The sequence below is a fragment of the Streptococcus pseudopneumoniae genome (assembly GCF_001073085.1).
Classification (GTDB): domain Bacteria; phylum Bacillota; class Bacilli; order Lactobacillales; family Streptococcaceae; genus Streptococcus; species Streptococcus pseudopneumoniae_M.
In genome coordinates this window covers 13,340-30,144 of record NZ_JVFV01000030.1, presented here as the reverse complement: position 1 = coordinate 30,144, position 16,805 = coordinate 13,340, and the positions used below count along the sequence as shown (strand labels likewise).

The window sequence follows — 16,805 nt, the reverse complement described above, 5'->3', positions numbered from 1 at the left end:
GAATATGGAAAAACTAGTTGCCTACAAACGCATGCCTGTCTGGAATAAAGACACTATGCCAGAAGCTGTTCAAAGAAAACACAATACTAAGGTCGGATCCTGGGGCAAGATTACCTTATTAAAAGGGACTCTTAAGTTTATTGAGTTGACTGAAGACGGGGAAGTTTTAGCTGAACATCTCTTTGAAGCAGGTGCTGATAATCCCATGGCTCAGCCTCAAGCCTGGCACCGTGTAGAAGCTGCTACAGATGATGTAGAATGGTACCTGGAATTTTATTGTAAACCTGAGGATTATTTCCCTAAGAAATACAATACTAATCCAGTCCATTCGGAAGTCTTAGAAGCTATGCAGACGGTAAAACCGTGTAAGGCACTAGATTTGGGTTGTGGTCAAGGAAGAAATGCACTCTTTCTCGCTCAACATGGATTTGATGTCACAGCAGTGGACCAAAATGAGCTGTCCCTTGAAATGTTACAAAGCATCGTGGAGCAAGAAGATTTAGAAATGCCTGTAGGTCTCTACGATATCAATTCAGCTAGCATAGGCCAAACTTACGATTTTATCGTATCGACTGTTGTTCTCATGTTTCTACAAGCAGATCGTATTCCAGCTATTATCAAAAATATGCAGGAACAAACCTCTATCGGTGGCTACAATTTGATTGTTTGTGCCATGGATACGGAAGATTATCCATGTTCAGTTAATTTTCCCTTTACCTTTAAAGAGGGGGAATTAGCAAATTACTACCAGGACTGGGAATTGGTTAAGTATAATGAAAATCCTGGTCATTTGCACCGTCGTGATGAAAATGGCAATCGAATCCAACTACGCTTTGCTACTATGTTGGCTAAAAAGATAAAATAAAATCTTAAAACGAATAGAAAAGCTATCAATTTCTATTCTTTTTTTATATAAAGACTTGAGGGCCAATCAACTGAATTATGCTATACTAGATGTGTAGAAAATGCTAAAGACAATCTCTTAACCCGTATTTCTATGAAGTTTACAATAAGAAATTTTAAATTTTCCATACTACTAATAAGTCTTTAATAGGGAGGTAGCGACATGCCAAGTCTTTTAGTCGAACTTTTTGATCATCACACTATCGAGAAAAATGTTTATCAGACTTTTATTTGTGATTGTGATGAGGTTTTATTTCTCTCCCTGAAAAAAATTGCAGAAGATGAAAGATTGGCCTTGAAACATTTTTTACTGGATCAAGTTTCCCATGTAAAGCAAGTGCATTTTCGGCAAATAAGTCTAGATAAGATTACGGATGATTTGAATCTTTTCTTGACTAACTATGATTCAGTGACCTTAGATGTTTTTGGAGGAGATTCGATATTAGCTATTTTTCTTTATCAGTATGGTTTGGAAAAGCAATTACCGATTATTGCAATAGATATTGAGCAAGGAAAACAATTTAAATGGAAGATGGGGAAGGTGGAAAAGGAAGAGTTAGTGATTCCTAGTCTGACCATTGAACAGTTGATGGCCTTAAGGGGTGGTAAACTCATCAAATCGAAACAACCTAAATACAGTCCGAAACAAATTACTGCCATCAAAAAACTAGCAAACTATGCAATTTTAAACCCAGAGCAATGGTATCAGATTACTCAATTCTTTGCATTAGCTAAAACAATTGATTTTCATGCTGAAACAGTAAAAGTTTTGGAAAGTAACGGAAAAAGGTACTCTTATCCAGAATCAATGATTCCTCTACTAACAGAAGCTAACTTGATTCATATTGATGAGGAAAGTTCCGAACATATTAGTTACACTTTTTCTAGCTCTGAGGCACAATTGCTCTGTCGCACTAAAGGTCATATTTTAGAATTATATCTCTATCTTTTAGCGATAGAGTCAGAGTATTTTGATGAATGTATGATAGGGGCAGAAATTGACTGGAATGGTATTTTCCCTGAAGTTGATAATGTACAAAATGAAATTGATGTTGTCCTCCGTAAAGGTCAATCCATTATTTTTATATCTTGTAAAATGACAGACTTGTCTGTAGAAGCTATTAATGAACTAGAGGTATATGCCAATCATTTTGCTGGTGAAACTTGTTTGAAATTAATTGTTTGCTCTGGAAAAATCAATCCCGTATATAACCATCGTTGTCAAGAGTACGGTGTGTTGGTGATTAAACAAGATCAAATTTCAAATCTGATTCCCATGTTACAAAAATATATCAAAAAGCATAAAATATGAGCTGGATTAAAGGATTATTCTAAAAATATAATGGAAAGGCTGGTTTTCTCAGCCTTTTTCTTATCCTTTTCGAATAAAGTAGAAAAGGAGGTTTTATGTTTTTAGCTAGAGATGAAAATGGGGATTTAATCAGCGCTTTAGAGGATGAAGTAAAGAAGCAAGTTTATTATTGTCCGGCTTGTGGAACGAGTGTCCGCTTGAGAAAAGGAAAAAACGTGCGTGCACATTTCGCTCATGAAAGTCTCAAAAAATGTGATTTTTTTCATGAAAATGAAGGACCAGAACACCTAGAAAATAAAAAAAGTCTTTTTTATTGGGCTAAGAAGAATGCTAAGGTAGAGATGGAATGCCTGATACCTGAACTGAAGCAAATTGCAGATATCTTTATCAATAAACAACTAGCTCTAGAAATTCAGTGCAGTCCCATTTCTTGTGAACTTTTACGGGAGAGAAGCAATGGTTATCGAAGTTTGGGAATTCAAGTTCTTTGGCTACTGGGAGAAAAGCTCTGGCTAAAAGAGCGACTAACTAAACTTCAGAGAGATTTTCTTTACTTCAGTAATAATATGGGCTTTCATATTTGGGAGTTAGACCATAAAAAACAAGTTTTAAGACTTAAGTACCTCCTTCACCAAGATTTGAAAGGGAAACTCCATTATCAGGTCAAGGAATTTTCTTATGACAAAGGAAATCTTCTAGAAATATTACGGACTCCTTATCATCAACAAAATCTTACCATTTTTTCAGTTGAGCAAGACATAGATATTTGTCATTACATTCAAAAACAGCTCTATTATCAAAACCCCTATTGGATGAAACAACAAGCCCAAGCTTACTTGAGAGGAGAAAACCTATTAAATTGGAAGACTCAGGACTGGTATCCCCAAGTAAGGCCGATAGAACATGGTCATTTTTGTCAGATAAGTCAAAATCTATATGATTATTACCGCAACTTTCAGGCTTATTATGAACTGAATCCACATAATCAGCAACAAAAGCTCTATCCACCTGCCTTTTATCAGCATTATTTCTCGAAAAATATGGTAAAATAGAAAGGATGGAGGAAACTTATGGTATTACAACGAAATGAAATCAATGAAAAAGATACATGGGATCTATCAACGATCTTTGAAACAGACCAAAAATGGGAAGAAGAACTCGCCCTTTTAACGGAAGATACAAAACAAGCAGCTAGTCTTGAGGGTCATCTCTTGGACAGTCCAGAAAGCCTTCTTGAAATTACAGAGCGTTATCTGGACTTGAGTCGTCGTCTTGAAAAACTCTATGTCTATGCTCATATGAAAAACGACCAAGATACACGAGTTGCTAAATATCAAGAATACTATGCAAAAGCAATGACTCTTTATAGTCAACTCGACCAGGTGTTCTCTTTCTATGAGCCAGAATTTATGGCTATAACAGAAGAGCAGTATCAAAACTTTTTAGCAGAAGAACCAAAACTTCAGCCTTATAAACACTTCTTTGATAAACTCTTGCAAAATAAGGAACATGTCCTTTCACAACGTGAAGAAGAGTTGCTTGCAGGTGCTGGTGAAATTTTCGGGGCAGCTAGTGAAACCTTCGCTATCTTAGATAATGCAGATATCGTCTTTCCATTTGTTCAAGATGAAGATGGAAATGAAGTTCAATTATCACACGGCGTTTATATGCGCTTGGTAGAATCTAAGAATCGTGAGGTTCGTCGTGAAGCTTATGAAGCCCTTTACTCTACCTATGAGCAATACCAGCACACTTACGCTAAAACCTTGCAGACCAATGTTAAAGTGCAAAACTATCGTGCTAAGGTTCGTAATTACAAGAGTGCGCGTGAAGCTGCTCTTGCGGCAAACTTTGTGCCAGAAAGTGTTTATGACAATCTAGTATCTGCTGTTCGTAAGCACTTACCATTATTGCATCGTTATCTGGCTCTTCGCTCAAAAATCCTTGGTATTCCAGACCTCAAAATGTACGATGTCTATACACCATTGTCTTCAGTGGAATACAGCTTTACTTATGAAGAAGCCTTGAAGAAAGCAGAAGATGCTTTGGCAGTTCTTGGTGAGGATTACTTGAGCCGTGTTAAACGTGCCTTCAGCGAACGCTGGATTGATGTGTATGAAAATCAAGGCAAGCGTTCAGGTGCATATTCTGGCGGTTCTTATGATACCAACGCCTTTATGCTTCTTAACTGGCAAGATAACCTGGATAATCTCTTTACCCTTGTACATGAGACAGGTCATAGTATGCATTCTAGCTATACGCGTGAAACTCAGCCTTATGTATACGGAGATTACTCAATCTTCTTGGCAGAAATTGCTTCAACAACCAATGAAAATATCTTAACTGAAAAATTATTGCAAGAAGTTCAAGATGACGCAACACGCTTTGCTATTCTCAACAACTTCTTGGATGGTTTCCGTGGGACAGTGTTCCGCCAAACTCAATTTGCTGAATTTGAACATGCTATTCACCAAGCCGATCAAAATGGTGAAGTTTTGACAAGCGAGTTCTTAAACAAACTCTATGCTGACTTGAACCAAGAATATTATGGCTTGAGCAAGGAAGACAATCCTCAAATTCAGTACGAGTGGGCTCGTATCCCTCATTTCTACTATAATTACTATGTATATCAATATTCAACAGGCTTTGCAGCAGCTTCAGCTTTGGCTGAAAAGATTGTTCATGGTAGCCAAGAGGATCGTGATCGCTATATTGACTACCTCAAAGCAGGGAAGTCAGACTATCCACTCAATATCATGCGTAAAGCGGGTGTTGATATGGAAAAAGAAGATTACCTCAACGATGCCTTTGCAGTCTTTGAGCGCCGTTTGGATGAGTTTGAAGCCCTTGTTGAAAAATTAGGATTGGCATAAGGCAGATGGTAAAGTCTTATAGTAAAAATGCCAATCATAACATGCGACGTCCTGTTGTCAAGCATGAGATTGTCGAGTTCATGCGCCACAGACAAAAGCAGGTGACAGGTTCCCTAAAAGAACTAGAAAACTTTGCTCGCAAGGAGAATATTCCTATCATTCCTCATGAAACTGTCGCTTACTTTCGTTTCCTTATGGAAACAATTCAACCAAAAAATATTTTAGAGATTGGTACGGCGATTGGATTTTCAGCACTTTTGATGGCAGAGCATTCACCCAAGTCAAAAATCACCACTATTGACCGAAATCCTGAGATGATTGGTTTTGCCAAGGAAAATTTTGTCAAGTTTGATAATCGCCAACAAATCACTCTTTTGGAAGGCGATGCGGTAGACGTTTTGTCAACATTGACAGAGACCTATGATTTTGTTTTTATGGATTCTGCAAAATCTAAATACATCGTCTTTTTACCAGAAATCCTTAAACATCTTGAAGTTGGTGGAGTGGTTGTCTTAGATGATATTTTCCAAGGAGGAGATATTGCTAGGGATATCATGGAAGTCCGACGTGGCCAGCGAACTATATACAGAGGCCTTCAAAGACTCTTTGATGCAACCTTAGACAATCCAGGACTCACCGCAACATTAGTACCTCTGGGTGACGGCATCCTCATGCTTCGTAAAAATGTAGCAGATGTTCAATTGCCTGACAGCGAATAATTTTCAGAAAAATTTAAGAAAATATAGTAAAATAGATAGGGTAACACTTATCTTAAAGGAGTAGACATGAAGAAAAAACTATTGGCAGGTGCCATTACACTATTATCAGTAGCAACTTTAGCAGCTTGTTCGAAAGGTTCAGAAGGAGCAGATCTTATCAGCATGAAAGGAGATGTTATCACTGAACATCAATTCTTTGAAGAAGTTAAAAACAATGCGACTGCTCAACAAGTCTTGCTGAATATGACCATTCAAAAAGTTTTTGAAAAACAATATGGTTCAGAAGTTAGCGATAAAGAAGTAGAGGATGCCGTTGCAGAAGAACAAAAGAAATACGGTGATAGCTATCAAACGATTCTCGCCCGTTCAGGTATGACTGCAGAAAGCCGTAAAGCTCAAATTCGTACAAGTAAATTAGTTGAGTATGCTGTTAAGAAAGCCGCTGAATCTGAATTAACAGATGAAAACTACAAAAAAGCATTTGAAGAATATACTCCAGAAGTAACGGCTCAAATTATTAAACTTGACAGTGAAGATAAGGCTAAGGAAGTTCTTGCCAAAGCAAAAGAATCTGGAGCTGATTTTGCACAACTTGCAAAAGACAATTCTACAGATGAAAAGACTAAAGAAAATGGTGGAGAAATTACCTTTGACTCTGCATCAACAGAATTGCCAGACGTGGTTAAAAAAGCTGCTTTTGCGCTTGATGTTAACGGAATTTCAGATGTTATCACTGCTCCAGGAACTCAAGCTTATACAAGTAGTTTCTACATTGTGAAACTAACTAAGAAGTCTGAAAAATCTTCAAACTTGGATGACTACAAAGAAAAACTTAAAACAATCATTTTGACTCAAAAACAAAATGATGCAACCTTTGTTCAAGGTGTCATTAGTAAAGAATTACAGGATGCCAATATTAAAGTTAAAGATCAAGCCTTCCAAAATATCTTTACACAATATATCAAAGGCGAAACAACTTCTGACAGCAGTAGTAGCGCCTCAAACTAAGATAGTAATGAACTACCTTCCTTTGTCTGGGAGGTAGTTTTTGATTTTCTGAAATAAGAACATTAAAATTTAACGAATTCAAGTAACTTTCAACTATTTGTAGATTGAGTAAAGATGTCACTCAAGAATTTTTAATCATGAGCCTGTCTTGGGTAAAATTCGAATGTTTATACTGTTAGAGTTTTTTTCTAGGCTAAAAAATGGTATAATAGCTTATAAAACTAGAAATAATATGGGAAAATAAGATAATTTTTCCGATAGATAGGTGACATATGAAAATAAGTAAAAGGCACCTGCTGAATTATTCCATTTTGATTCCTTATTTACTGTTATCCGTTCTAGGATTGATAGTAGTTTATTCGACAACTAGTGCAACTCTTATCCAAGAGGGAAAAAGTACCCTGCAACTGGTTCGAAATCAAGGAATTTTCTGGATAGCCAGTTTGTTTTTAATTGCCTTGATTTATAAATTGAAATTAGGATTTCTGCGAAATGAGAGATTAATCTTCATCGTCATGTTTGTTGAGCTGATACTGCTAGCTCTAGCGCGTTTAATTGGGATTCCTGTCAATGGGGCCTATGGCTGGATCAAGGTTGGTCCAATAACGATTCAACCAGCAGAGTATTTAAAAATTATCATTGTCTGGTATCTAGCACAGCGTTTTTCAAAACAACAGGATGAGATAGCTGTTTACGACTTCCAAGTTTTAACCCTTAATCAGTGGATTCCTCGAGCATTTAATGATTGGCGTTTTGTTCTACTGGTTATGATTGGTAGTTTGGCGATTTTCCCAGACCTAGGAAATGCTACTATCTTGATTTTAGTATCCTTGCTCATGTATACCATCAGTGGCATAGCTTATCGGTGGTTCACAACCATTCTGGGCTTACTAGCTGGTGTCTCTATGATTTCCTTAACAGCCATTCGGATAATCGGTGTTGAGAAATTCTCTAAAATTCCTGTATTTGGTTATGTTGCCAAGCGGTTCAGTGCTTTTTTCAACCCCTTTAATGACCTGGCTGGAGCTGGACACCAGTTGGCCAATTCCTACTATGCCATGGTTAATGGAGGATGGTTTGGTCTGGGATTAGGAAATTCTATTGAAAAACGTGGTTATCTACCAGAAGCCCATACAGACTTTGTCTTTTCGATTGTCATTGAAGAGTTTGGATTTGTAGGAGCAAGTCTTATTCTCGCTCTCCTATTCTTCTTAATTCTCCGTATCATTTTGGTAGGAATTCGCGCAAGGGATCCTTTCAACTCAATGGTAGCAATCGGTATTGGTGGTATGATTCTAATACAGGTTTTTGTTAACATTGGAGGTATATCAGGCTTGATTCCTTCAACAGGAGTAACCTTCCCTTTCCTTTCGCAAGGGGGGAATAGTCTCTTGGTTCTTTCTGTAGCCATAGCATTTGTATTAAATATTGATGCCAGTGAAAAGCGTGCGCGACTTTTTAGTGAATACGAAGCACAGCTTTAAGACATAGATAACAAGGAGAAAAAAATGTCTCTTCAAAAGTTAGAAAATTATAGTAACAAAACGGTCGTACAAGAGGAAGTTCAAATCTTGACGGATATGCTGGAAGATATCACGAAAAATATGCTTCCTGCTGAAACCTTTGATAAGATCATGCACTTGAAGGAACTTTCTTCAAAACTTGACTATCAAGGGCTAGATAAAGTAGTAACAGGCCTTTCAAATGATGAGATGGTCTACATTTCTAGATACTTCTCTATCTTGCCACTTTTAATTAACATCTCAGAAGATGTTGACTTGGCTTATGAGATTAACCACCTAAATAATGTCGATCAAGACTATCTGGGTAAATTGTCTACAACAATCAAAATGGTGGCTGAAAAAGAAAACGCTGCTGAGATTCTTGAACACTTGAACGTGGTACCAGTTTTGACAGCCCATCCAACTCAGGTTCAACGTAAAAGTATGTTGGATTTGACCACTCACATCCATACCCTTTTGCGTAAATATCGTGATGTGAGAATGGGGCTCATTAACAAGGAAAAATGGCATAATGATCTTCGTCGCTATATTGAAATCATCATGCAGACAGATATGATTCGTGAGAAGAAACTAAAAGTAACCAACGAAATCACCAATGTCATGGAGTACTACAATAGCTCCTTCTTACAAGCTGTTCCTAATCTAATGCTAGAGTACAAACGTCTAGCAAAAGAGCAAGGAATTGATCTTAAACAAGCCAAACCTATTACTATGGGAATGTGGATTGGTGGAGACCGAGATGGAAATCCATTTGTAACTGCTGAAACTCTCTTGCGTTCAGCAACCATTCAAAGCGAAGTCATCTTCAACTACTATATCAGCAAGATTTCAAGTCTCTATCGTACTTTCTCTCTTTCTACTAATCTATCCAAAACAAGCAAGGCTGTTGAAGAAATGGCCGCACAATCTAGTGATACATCTGTCTTCCGTGAAAAAGAACCTTATCGTCGTGCCTTTCACTTGATTCAGTCCAAATTGATTCAAACTCTTTTGAATTTGAAAGAATGGTCAATCGTTGGTTCGACATCTGATGAACGTCATCCTGTTGAACATTTGCTCGGTTCTAATAGCCATCAGCAAGGAGTGATTACAGATTACATTGGTAATCGTCTTTCAGGAGCAATTCAAGAGCTGGCTGAAGATCGTCCACCATTTTACGAAACAGTTGAAGAGTTCAAAAAAGATCTATATACTATTAAGGATTCATTACTTGAAAACAAGGCAGAGTCCTTGCTTACAGGTGAATTTGCAGAACTTTTAGAAGCTGTAGAAGTCTTTGGTTTCTTCTTGGCTTCCATCGACATGCGTCAAGACTCAAGTGTTCACGAGGCCTGTGTAGCAGAATTGTTGGCATCTGCTGGCATCAATGACCACTATAGTGATTTGTCAGAAGATGAAAAGTGTGACTTACTTTTACATGAATTGTTAGAAGATCCTCGAATTTTGTCTGCGACTCATGCTGAGAAGTCTGAACTGCTCGAAAAAGAATTGGCTATTTTCCAAACTGCTCGTGAATTAAAAGATCGTTTAGGAGAAGATGTTATTCGTCAAACGATTATCTCTCATGCAACCAGCGTGTCTGATATGCTTGAGTTGGCTATCATGCTTAAAGAAGTTGGTCTGGTAGATGCTGAAAAAGCGCGTGTTCAGATTGTACCACTCTTTGAGACTATTGAAGACTTGGATCATTCTGAAGAAACTATGAGAAAGTATTTCTCTCTACCACTTGCTAAGAAATGGATTGCATCTAAAAACAATTACCAAGAAATCATGCTCGGCTACTCTGATAGTAACAAGGATGGTGGTTACCTGTCATCTTGTTGGACACTCTATAAGGCCCAACAACAATTGACTGCTATTGGTGATGAATTTGGAGTCAAAGTAACCTTCTTCCATGGTCGTGGTGGTACCGTTGGCCGTGGTGGTGGCCCTACTTATGATGCCATTGCTTCTCAACCACTCAAGTCCATCAAAGATCGTATCCGTTTGACTGAGCAAGGAGAAGTTATCGGAAACAAATACGGAAACAAGGATGCAGCCTACTATAACCTCGAAATGTTGGTTTCAGCAGCTATCAACCGTATGATTACCAAGAAGAAGAGTGATACCAATACGTCAAATCGCTATGAAGCCATCATGGATCAAGTAGTAGAACGTAGCTACGATATTTATCGTGAACTCGTATTTGGAAATGAACATTTCTATGATTATTTCTTTGAATCTAGTCCAATCAAGGCTATCTCAAGTTTCAATATTGGTTCTCGTCCAGCAGCTCGTAAAACGATCACTGAAATCGGTGGTTTACGTGCTATTCCTTGGGTATTCTCATGGTCACAAAGTCGTGTTATGTTCCCAGGTTGGTATGGAGTTGGTTCAAGCTTTAAGGAATTTATCGACCAAGATCCAAAAAATATTGAATATCTTCGTGATATGTATCAAAATTGGCCATTCTTCCAATCACTCCTATCCAACGTCGATATGGTCTTGTCAAAATCAAATATGAACATTGCCTTTGAATACGCTAAACTTTGTGAAAGTGAAGAAGTACAAGCAATTTACTATACCATTTTAGATGAATGGCAGTTGACTAAGGATGTTATCTTGGCTATTGAAGGTCATGAGGAGCTCTTGGCAGAAAATACCTATTTGAAAGACAGTCTCAACTACCGCATGCCTTATTTCAATATCCTTAACTATATTCAGTTAGAATTGATTAAGCGTCAACGTCGTGGTGAGCTATCTTCAGATGAAGAAAGATTAATCCATACAACTATCAACGGAATTGCTACAGGATTACGTAATTCAGGTTGATACAAGTTAGTTTTTATAAAAACCGTAGAAATTTTTGTTAATATTTAAAATATTTTATGAAAACCCTTGACAAGTTTTAGTAAAATGATATAATTTAAGCATTCAGAAAGTAGTCATTGAAATTTTTTAGAGAGTCTGTGGTTGGTGGAAACGGATAGATGAAAGTGATGAAAATTGGGCTGAATGTTATAAAGAATTTGAAATCATAAGAATTCGGTACGCACACCTTATAGTGCAACTCGTGAAGCGAGATTGAGAGATAGGGATATTCCCTATAATTGAGGTGGCACCGCGTATCGACGTCCTCACACAAGTTTTTTGTGTGAGGACTTTTTCTATGAGGAGGATAAATAATGGAATTCAAACGATGGCGACGCTTGAATAAGTGATTGAATAAAAAAATAATAAGTTAAGAAGAAATAAGGAGAAAATTATGAAAAACAAACGTCTACTCGGTATTATCGTAGCATTAGCACTTGTAGTTGGTGGAAGCTTGGTATATTCTAGCTTAACGAAACAAGAAACTAAAACTGAGACAGCAAATAAAACTGCTAAGGTTGGTGTTCTTCAGTTTGTCAGCCATCCGTCACTCGATTTGATTTACCAAGGTATCCAAGATGGACTTGCTGAAGAAGGCTATAAAGGTGATCAAGTTAAAATCGACTTTATGAACTCAGAAGGTGACCAAAGTAAGGTTGCGACAATGAGTAAGCAATTAGTCGCAAACGGAAACGATGTAGTTGTCGGAATCGCAACACCAGCAGCGCAAGGTCTTGCAAGTGCAACAAAAGACCTTCCTGTTATTATGTCAGCAGTTACAGATCCAATTGGTGCTAACCTTGTACAAAACTTGGAAAAACCAGGTGGGAACATCACAGGGGTATCTGACCACAACCCTGCTCAACAACAGGTTGAATTGATCAAGACATTGACTCCTGATGTCAAGACGGTTGGAGCTCTTTACTCAAGTAGTGAAGATAACTCAAAATCACAAGTTGAAGAATTTAAAACTTATGCTGAAAAAGCTGGTTTGAAAGTAGAAACATTTGCAGTTCCATCAACTAACGAAATTGCTTCAACAGTTAATGTTATGACTGGTAAAGTAGATGCAATCTGGATTCCAATCGATAACACAATCGCATCTGCATTCTCAACTGTAGTATCAAGTAACCAAACAGCTAAAAAACCAATCTACCCAAGTGCGAGTGCCATGGTAGAAGCAGGTGGTTTAGCATCAGTGGTTGTTGACCAACACGATCTTGGTGTTGCTACTGGTAAAATGATTGCCAAAGTCTTGAAGGGTGAAAAACCTGCTGATACACCAGTCAATGTCTTCTCAACTGGTAAATCGGTTATCAACAAAAAAGTCGCTCAAGAACTTGGAATCACAATTCCTGAATCAGTTCTCAAAGACGCTGGTCAAGTAATTGAATAAGAATGTAGGAGGAGTTGGAGACATCTCCTCCAATTTTTAAAATAAAGGAAACGAAACAAATATGCTAATATCTATTATTTCACAGGGATTGGTCTGGGCTATCCTGGGTTTGGGAATCTTTATGACCTTTCGAATCCTGAACTTTCCAGATATGACAACTGAAGGTTCCTTCCCATTGGGAGGAGCAGTAGCAGTGACTCTGATTACACAAGGAGTCAATCCTTTTCTTGCTACTTTAGCAGCCATAGGAGCCGGTTGTCTTGCTGGTTTAGCAGCTGGACTATTGTATACCAAAGGGAAAATTCCAACTCTTCTATCAGGAATTTTAGTCATGACTTCCTGTCATTCTATCATGCTCATGATTATGGGACGGGCTAACCTTGGACTTTTAAACACCAAGCAAATCCAAGATGTTCTTCCATTTTCATTAGAGGTTAATCAATTACTGACAGGTTTAATCTTTGTGACTTTGGTTATCCTTCTCATGCTTTTCTTCCTAGATACCAAACTTGGACAAGCTTATATCGCTACAGGGGATAATCCAGATATGGCTCGTAGTTTTGGTATCAATACAGGCCGTATGGAGCTTATGGGTTTGGTCTTGTCAAATGGTGTTATCGCCCTTGCTGGCGCCCTTATTGCTCAACAAGAAGGCTACGCGGATGTCTCTCGTGGTATCGGTGTTATCGTTGTTGGTCTTGCAAGTTTGATTATCGGTGAAGTACTCTTTAAGAGCCTCACATTAGCAGAACGCTTGGTTACTATTGTTGTTGGCTCTATTAGTTACCAATTCTTGGTATGGGGAGTCATTGCTCTTGGCTTTAATACTAGTTACCTCCGTTTATACAGTGCTCTTATCCTAGCAACTTGTCTAGTTATTCCAACCCTTAAGGATAAATACTTGAAAGGAGTCAAGTTAAGCAAATGACAGCGATTGTAGAATTAAGAAATGCCACAAAAATTGTGACAAATGGCTTTGACGAAGAAAAGATTATCCTAAACGATGTTTCACTTGATATTTATGAACATGACTTCATCACAATTTTGGGTGGAAATGGTGCAGGCAAGTCAACTCTCTTTAATAGCATTGCAGGAACTCTGCCCTTGACTAGCGGGAGTATTCGCATCATGGGTGAGGATGTGACTCATTTTAGCCCAGAAAAGCGTGCCAAATACCTTTCTCGTGTCTTCCAAGATCCCAAGATGGGAACTGCTCCACGTATGACGGTTGCGGAAAATCTTTTGATTGCCAAGTTCCGTGGAGAAAAACGTGGACTCTTTCCAAGAAGACTCTCAGCTTACAAGGAAGAATTTCAAGCGACTATTGAGAAGGTTGGAAATGGCCTAGAGAAGCACTTGGATACTCCGATTGAATTTTTGTCAGGTGGACAAAGGCAGGCCTTGAGCCTCTTGATGGCGACCTTGAAGCGTCCAGAACTCCTTTTGTTGGATGAACATACGGCAGCCCTTGACCCTAAAACAAGTGTAGCCTTGATGGAATTGACAGATGACTTTGTCAGTAAGGACCATCTGACTGCTCTGATGATTACCCACCATATGGAAGATGCTCTCAAGTATGGAAATCGCCTCATTGTTATGAAAGAAGGACGAATCATTCAAGATTTAAACAAGGATGAAAAAGCTAAAATGAAGATTTCAGATTACTATCAACTTTTTGAGTAGAAAATTTTTAAATCAAGTATCCTTAAAAACTTAGAAGTAGGCTTTTGCTTCTAAGTTTTTTGGTGAATTTTAAATATTACTGTTTTTTCCTATTCGTCAGTTTTACTTTGGAGTATAATCAGTATAAGAATCTTAAACTTTGATAAAAGTAAGGAGATAAAAACATGGCTTACACACAAGAAGATTTTCAAGAATGGATTTTTCAAATTGGATTTAAGATGGACTATTTTACTAGGGAGTTTGCTGAGGAACAAGGCCTTCATTTAGACTATAGTATGCAGTCCTTGGATGATTTGGAGGCTTGGATCTTGGCTCACTACGAAGACCACCATGCTTTGATAGCAGACCGAAAGATGTTGGATTATTTGACCGTTTATATCGGTGAAACCTTTCGCAAACACCTAGGAGGTAAATGGTTTATTGACCTTAAAAATAAAAAGAACGCCTATTATTCTATGCCTGTATTGACTGATCCATCCTATAGAGGAGAAGTTTATATAGCACCAATGACTTTTGCAACGGCTTGTATCAGTAGAAAAGATGGTCAGTATATTAGCAGAATATTAAAAAATAACCTCGAAGATCAAGTGAAATAGGATTTTATTTCTTTTATTTTTCTTTCAAATATTAGAATGATTTACTTAGAAGATTCAGTTTTTCATGATAGCTGGAAACTTATGAAATAGTCTCATGTAAAGTGTATGAAATGGTTTACTTTTTTTCAGAAATAAGCTATACTAGTTAGAGTAAACTGTGATAAAATGGAGGTATTGTCTATGGTTGACAAGAGACTCATCGAAGAGATCAAAAACAATACCAATATTGTCGAAATCATAGGAGAAGTGATTTCTTTACAAAAATCTGGACGGAACTTTTTAGGGCTCTGTCCTTTTCATGGTGAAAAGACCCCTTCCTTTAACGTGGTCGAAGATAAGCAATTTTACCATTGCTTTGGATGTGGTCGTTCTGGAGATGTTTTTAAGTTTATCGAGGAGTATCAGCAAGTAACCTTTGCGGATGCGGTGAGAATATTAGCTGAGAGACTTGGGATTCAGATGGCAGCGCCTGTTCAAAGTTCTGTACAGCCTAGGTCACCCCATCAAAATCTCTACGATATGCATGACAAGGCTGCACGGTTTTATCATGCCATCCTCATGACGACGAAGATGGGTGAGGAAGCGAGGAACTACCTCTGTAAACGTGGCTTAACAGATGATGTTCTAAAGCATTTTATGATTGGTTTGGCTCCAGCAGAACGCTCTTATCTCTATCAACGTTTAGCAGATGATTATAGCGAAAATGACTTGCTGGATTCAGGTTTGTTTTATCTATCTGAGAGTAATCAATTTTTTGATACCTTTCATAATCGTATTATGTTTCCGATCTCAAATGATCAAGGAAAGGTGATTGCCTTTTCTGGTCGAGTATGGCAGGAGGCCGATGCTCAAACTGGAAAGTATAAAAATAGTCGAGCGACGGCAATTTTTAACAAAAGTTACGAATTATATCATTTGGAGAGGGTAAAAAAAGGATCGGGCAAGGCTCCTGAAATCTACCTGATGGAAGGATTTATGGATGTCATTGCTGCTTATCGTGCTGGTATTGAAAATGCAGTTGCTTCTATGGGAACCGCTCTGACGAGTGAACATGTGGAGCATCTGAAACGCTTTACTAAAAAGGTTATCGTCACTTATGACGGAGATAAGGCTGGGCAAGCTGCCACAGCGAAAGCCTTGGATGAGCTTAAAGATTTACCTGTCCAAGTCGTCCAGATTCCTGACGCAATGGATCCAGATGAATATTTGCAGAAAAACTCTCCTCAAGACTTGGCTTATCTATTAACCAATACACGCATCAGTCCTGTTGAGTTTTACATTCATCATTTCAGACCTGAAAATAGTGAAAATCTACAAGCCCAGATTGAATTTATAGAGAAAATTGCCCCCTTAATCGCCAAGGAACCCTCTATCACAGCTCAGAATTCCTACATTCACATTTTGACGGATCACTTGCCATCTTTTGACTATCAGCAAGTCGAACATATTGTCAATGAAAGTCGTGTCAGACAGAGAAAGGAGAAGGTCAAGGAGACCTATAGTCCGAGTCCTGTCACTATGTCTGTTACCAAGCAGCTGACAGCAGTGATGAGAGCAGAAGCTCATATCCTCTACCGAATGATGGAACATCCCTTGGTGCTTAACGACTATCGCTTAAGAGAGGATTTTATCTTTGAAACTCCAGAGTTTCAGACCTTGTATGGACTCTTGATTGATAATGGAAGTATCTCATCTGAGGATTTGGCTCATCAGACCAGAGAAGTGGAGAGTGCGTGGTATCAAGTCCTAGCCTTAGATTTGCCACCTGAGATGTCCCCTCACGAGTTAGCCGAAGTGGAAGAGTCTAGAAAAAGAGCTCTTTTGAATCAGGAAAATCTGCAAATTAAAAAGAAAGTTCAGGAAGCTAGCCATGTCGGTGATACATACACCGCATTAGAAGAGCTAGAACGCTTAATTGCCCAAAAAAGAAGAATGGAGTAAG

The 16,805-nt window shown here is 38.1% G+C and carries 13 protein-coding genes and 1 other annotated feature; all 13 genes read left to right on the top strand.

The features are described from left to right. Nucleotides 1-4 precede the first annotated feature (4 nt). Complete coding sequence (gene tehB / locus ADH90_RS06355) at nucleotides 5-865, top strand: SAM-dependent methyltransferase TehB (RefSeq protein WP_049530455.1); 861 nt, start codon at nucleotides 5-7, stop codon at nucleotides 863-865. A gap of 201 nt (nucleotides 866-1,066) precedes the next feature. Next, nucleotides 1,067-2,215 (top strand): DUF1887 family protein, encoded by a 1,149-nt coding sequence (locus ADH90_RS06350; protein WP_049530453.1) that lies wholly within the window; start codon nucleotides 1,067-1,069, stop codon nucleotides 2,213-2,215. 95 nt (nucleotides 2,216-2,310) lie between these two features. Further along, a complete protein-coding gene (locus ADH90_RS06345; protein WP_049530451.1) occupies nucleotides 2,311-3,267 on the top strand; it encodes a competence protein CoiA in 957 nt (318 codons plus the stop codon). A gap of 18 nt (nucleotides 3,268-3,285) precedes the next feature. After that, on the top strand, nucleotides 3,286-5,088 hold the full coding sequence (gene pepF / locus ADH90_RS06340; RefSeq protein ID WP_049530450.1) for an oligoendopeptidase F: 1,803 nt from the start codon (nucleotides 3,286-3,288) through the stop codon (nucleotides 5,086-5,088). 5 nt (nucleotides 5,089-5,093) lie between these two features. Then, a complete protein-coding gene (locus ADH90_RS06335; RefSeq protein ID WP_080982635.1) occupies nucleotides 5,094-5,807 on the top strand; it encodes an O-methyltransferase in 714 nt (237 codons plus the stop codon). A 66-nt stretch (nucleotides 5,808-5,873) separates the two neighbouring features. Next, entirely contained in the window at nucleotides 5,874-6,815 is a 942-nt protein-coding gene (gene prsA / locus ADH90_RS06330; RefSeq protein WP_049530448.1) for a peptidylprolyl isomerase PrsA, read from the top strand. A gap of 272 nt (nucleotides 6,816-7,087) precedes the next feature. Next, nucleotides 7,088-8,299 (top strand): cell division peptidoglycan polymerase FtsW, encoded by a 1,212-nt coding sequence (ftsW, locus tag ADH90_RS06325; protein ID WP_049530447.1) that lies wholly within the window; start codon nucleotides 7,088-7,090, stop codon nucleotides 8,297-8,299. A 24-nt stretch (nucleotides 8,300-8,323) separates the two neighbouring features. Beyond that, a complete protein-coding gene (gene ppc, locus ADH90_RS06320) occupies nucleotides 8,324-11,149 on the top strand; it encodes a phosphoenolpyruvate carboxylase (RefSeq protein ID WP_049530446.1) in 2,826 nt (941 codons plus the stop codon). A 92-nt stretch (nucleotides 11,150-11,241) separates the two neighbouring features. Beyond that, nucleotides 11,242-11,459: a binding site (T-box leader), on the top strand. Between the two features lie 123 nt (nucleotides 11,460-11,582). Then, on the top strand, nucleotides 11,583-12,584 hold the full coding sequence (gene trpX / locus ADH90_RS06315; RefSeq protein ID WP_049530445.1) for a tryptophan ABC transporter substrate-binding protein: 1,002 nt from the start codon (nucleotides 11,583-11,585) through the stop codon (nucleotides 12,582-12,584). Between the two features lie 61 nt (nucleotides 12,585-12,645). After that, the gene (locus ADH90_RS06310; protein WP_049530444.1) at nucleotides 12,646-13,512 is read left to right on the top strand and encodes an ABC transporter permease; all 867 of its coding nucleotides are present in this window, start codon (nucleotides 12,646-12,648) and stop codon (nucleotides 13,510-13,512) included. Then, nucleotides 13,509-14,267, top strand: coding sequence for an ABC transporter ATP-binding protein (locus ADH90_RS06305; RefSeq protein WP_049530442.1), 759 nt, complete (start codon nucleotides 13,509-13,511; stop codon nucleotides 14,265-14,267). The genes ADH90_RS06310 and ADH90_RS06305 overlap by 4 nt, the downstream gene beginning before the upstream one ends. A 164-nt stretch (nucleotides 14,268-14,431) precedes the next feature. Then, complete coding sequence (locus ADH90_RS06300) at nucleotides 14,432-14,863, top strand: hypothetical protein (protein ID WP_049530441.1); 432 nt, start codon at nucleotides 14,432-14,434, stop codon at nucleotides 14,861-14,863. 180 nt (nucleotides 14,864-15,043) lie between these two features. Further along, nucleotides 15,044-16,804, top strand: coding sequence for a DNA primase (gene dnaG / locus ADH90_RS06295; RefSeq protein ID WP_049530439.1), 1,761 nt, complete (start codon nucleotides 15,044-15,046; stop codon nucleotides 16,802-16,804). The last annotated feature ends 1 nt before the right edge of the window (nucleotide 16,805 follow it).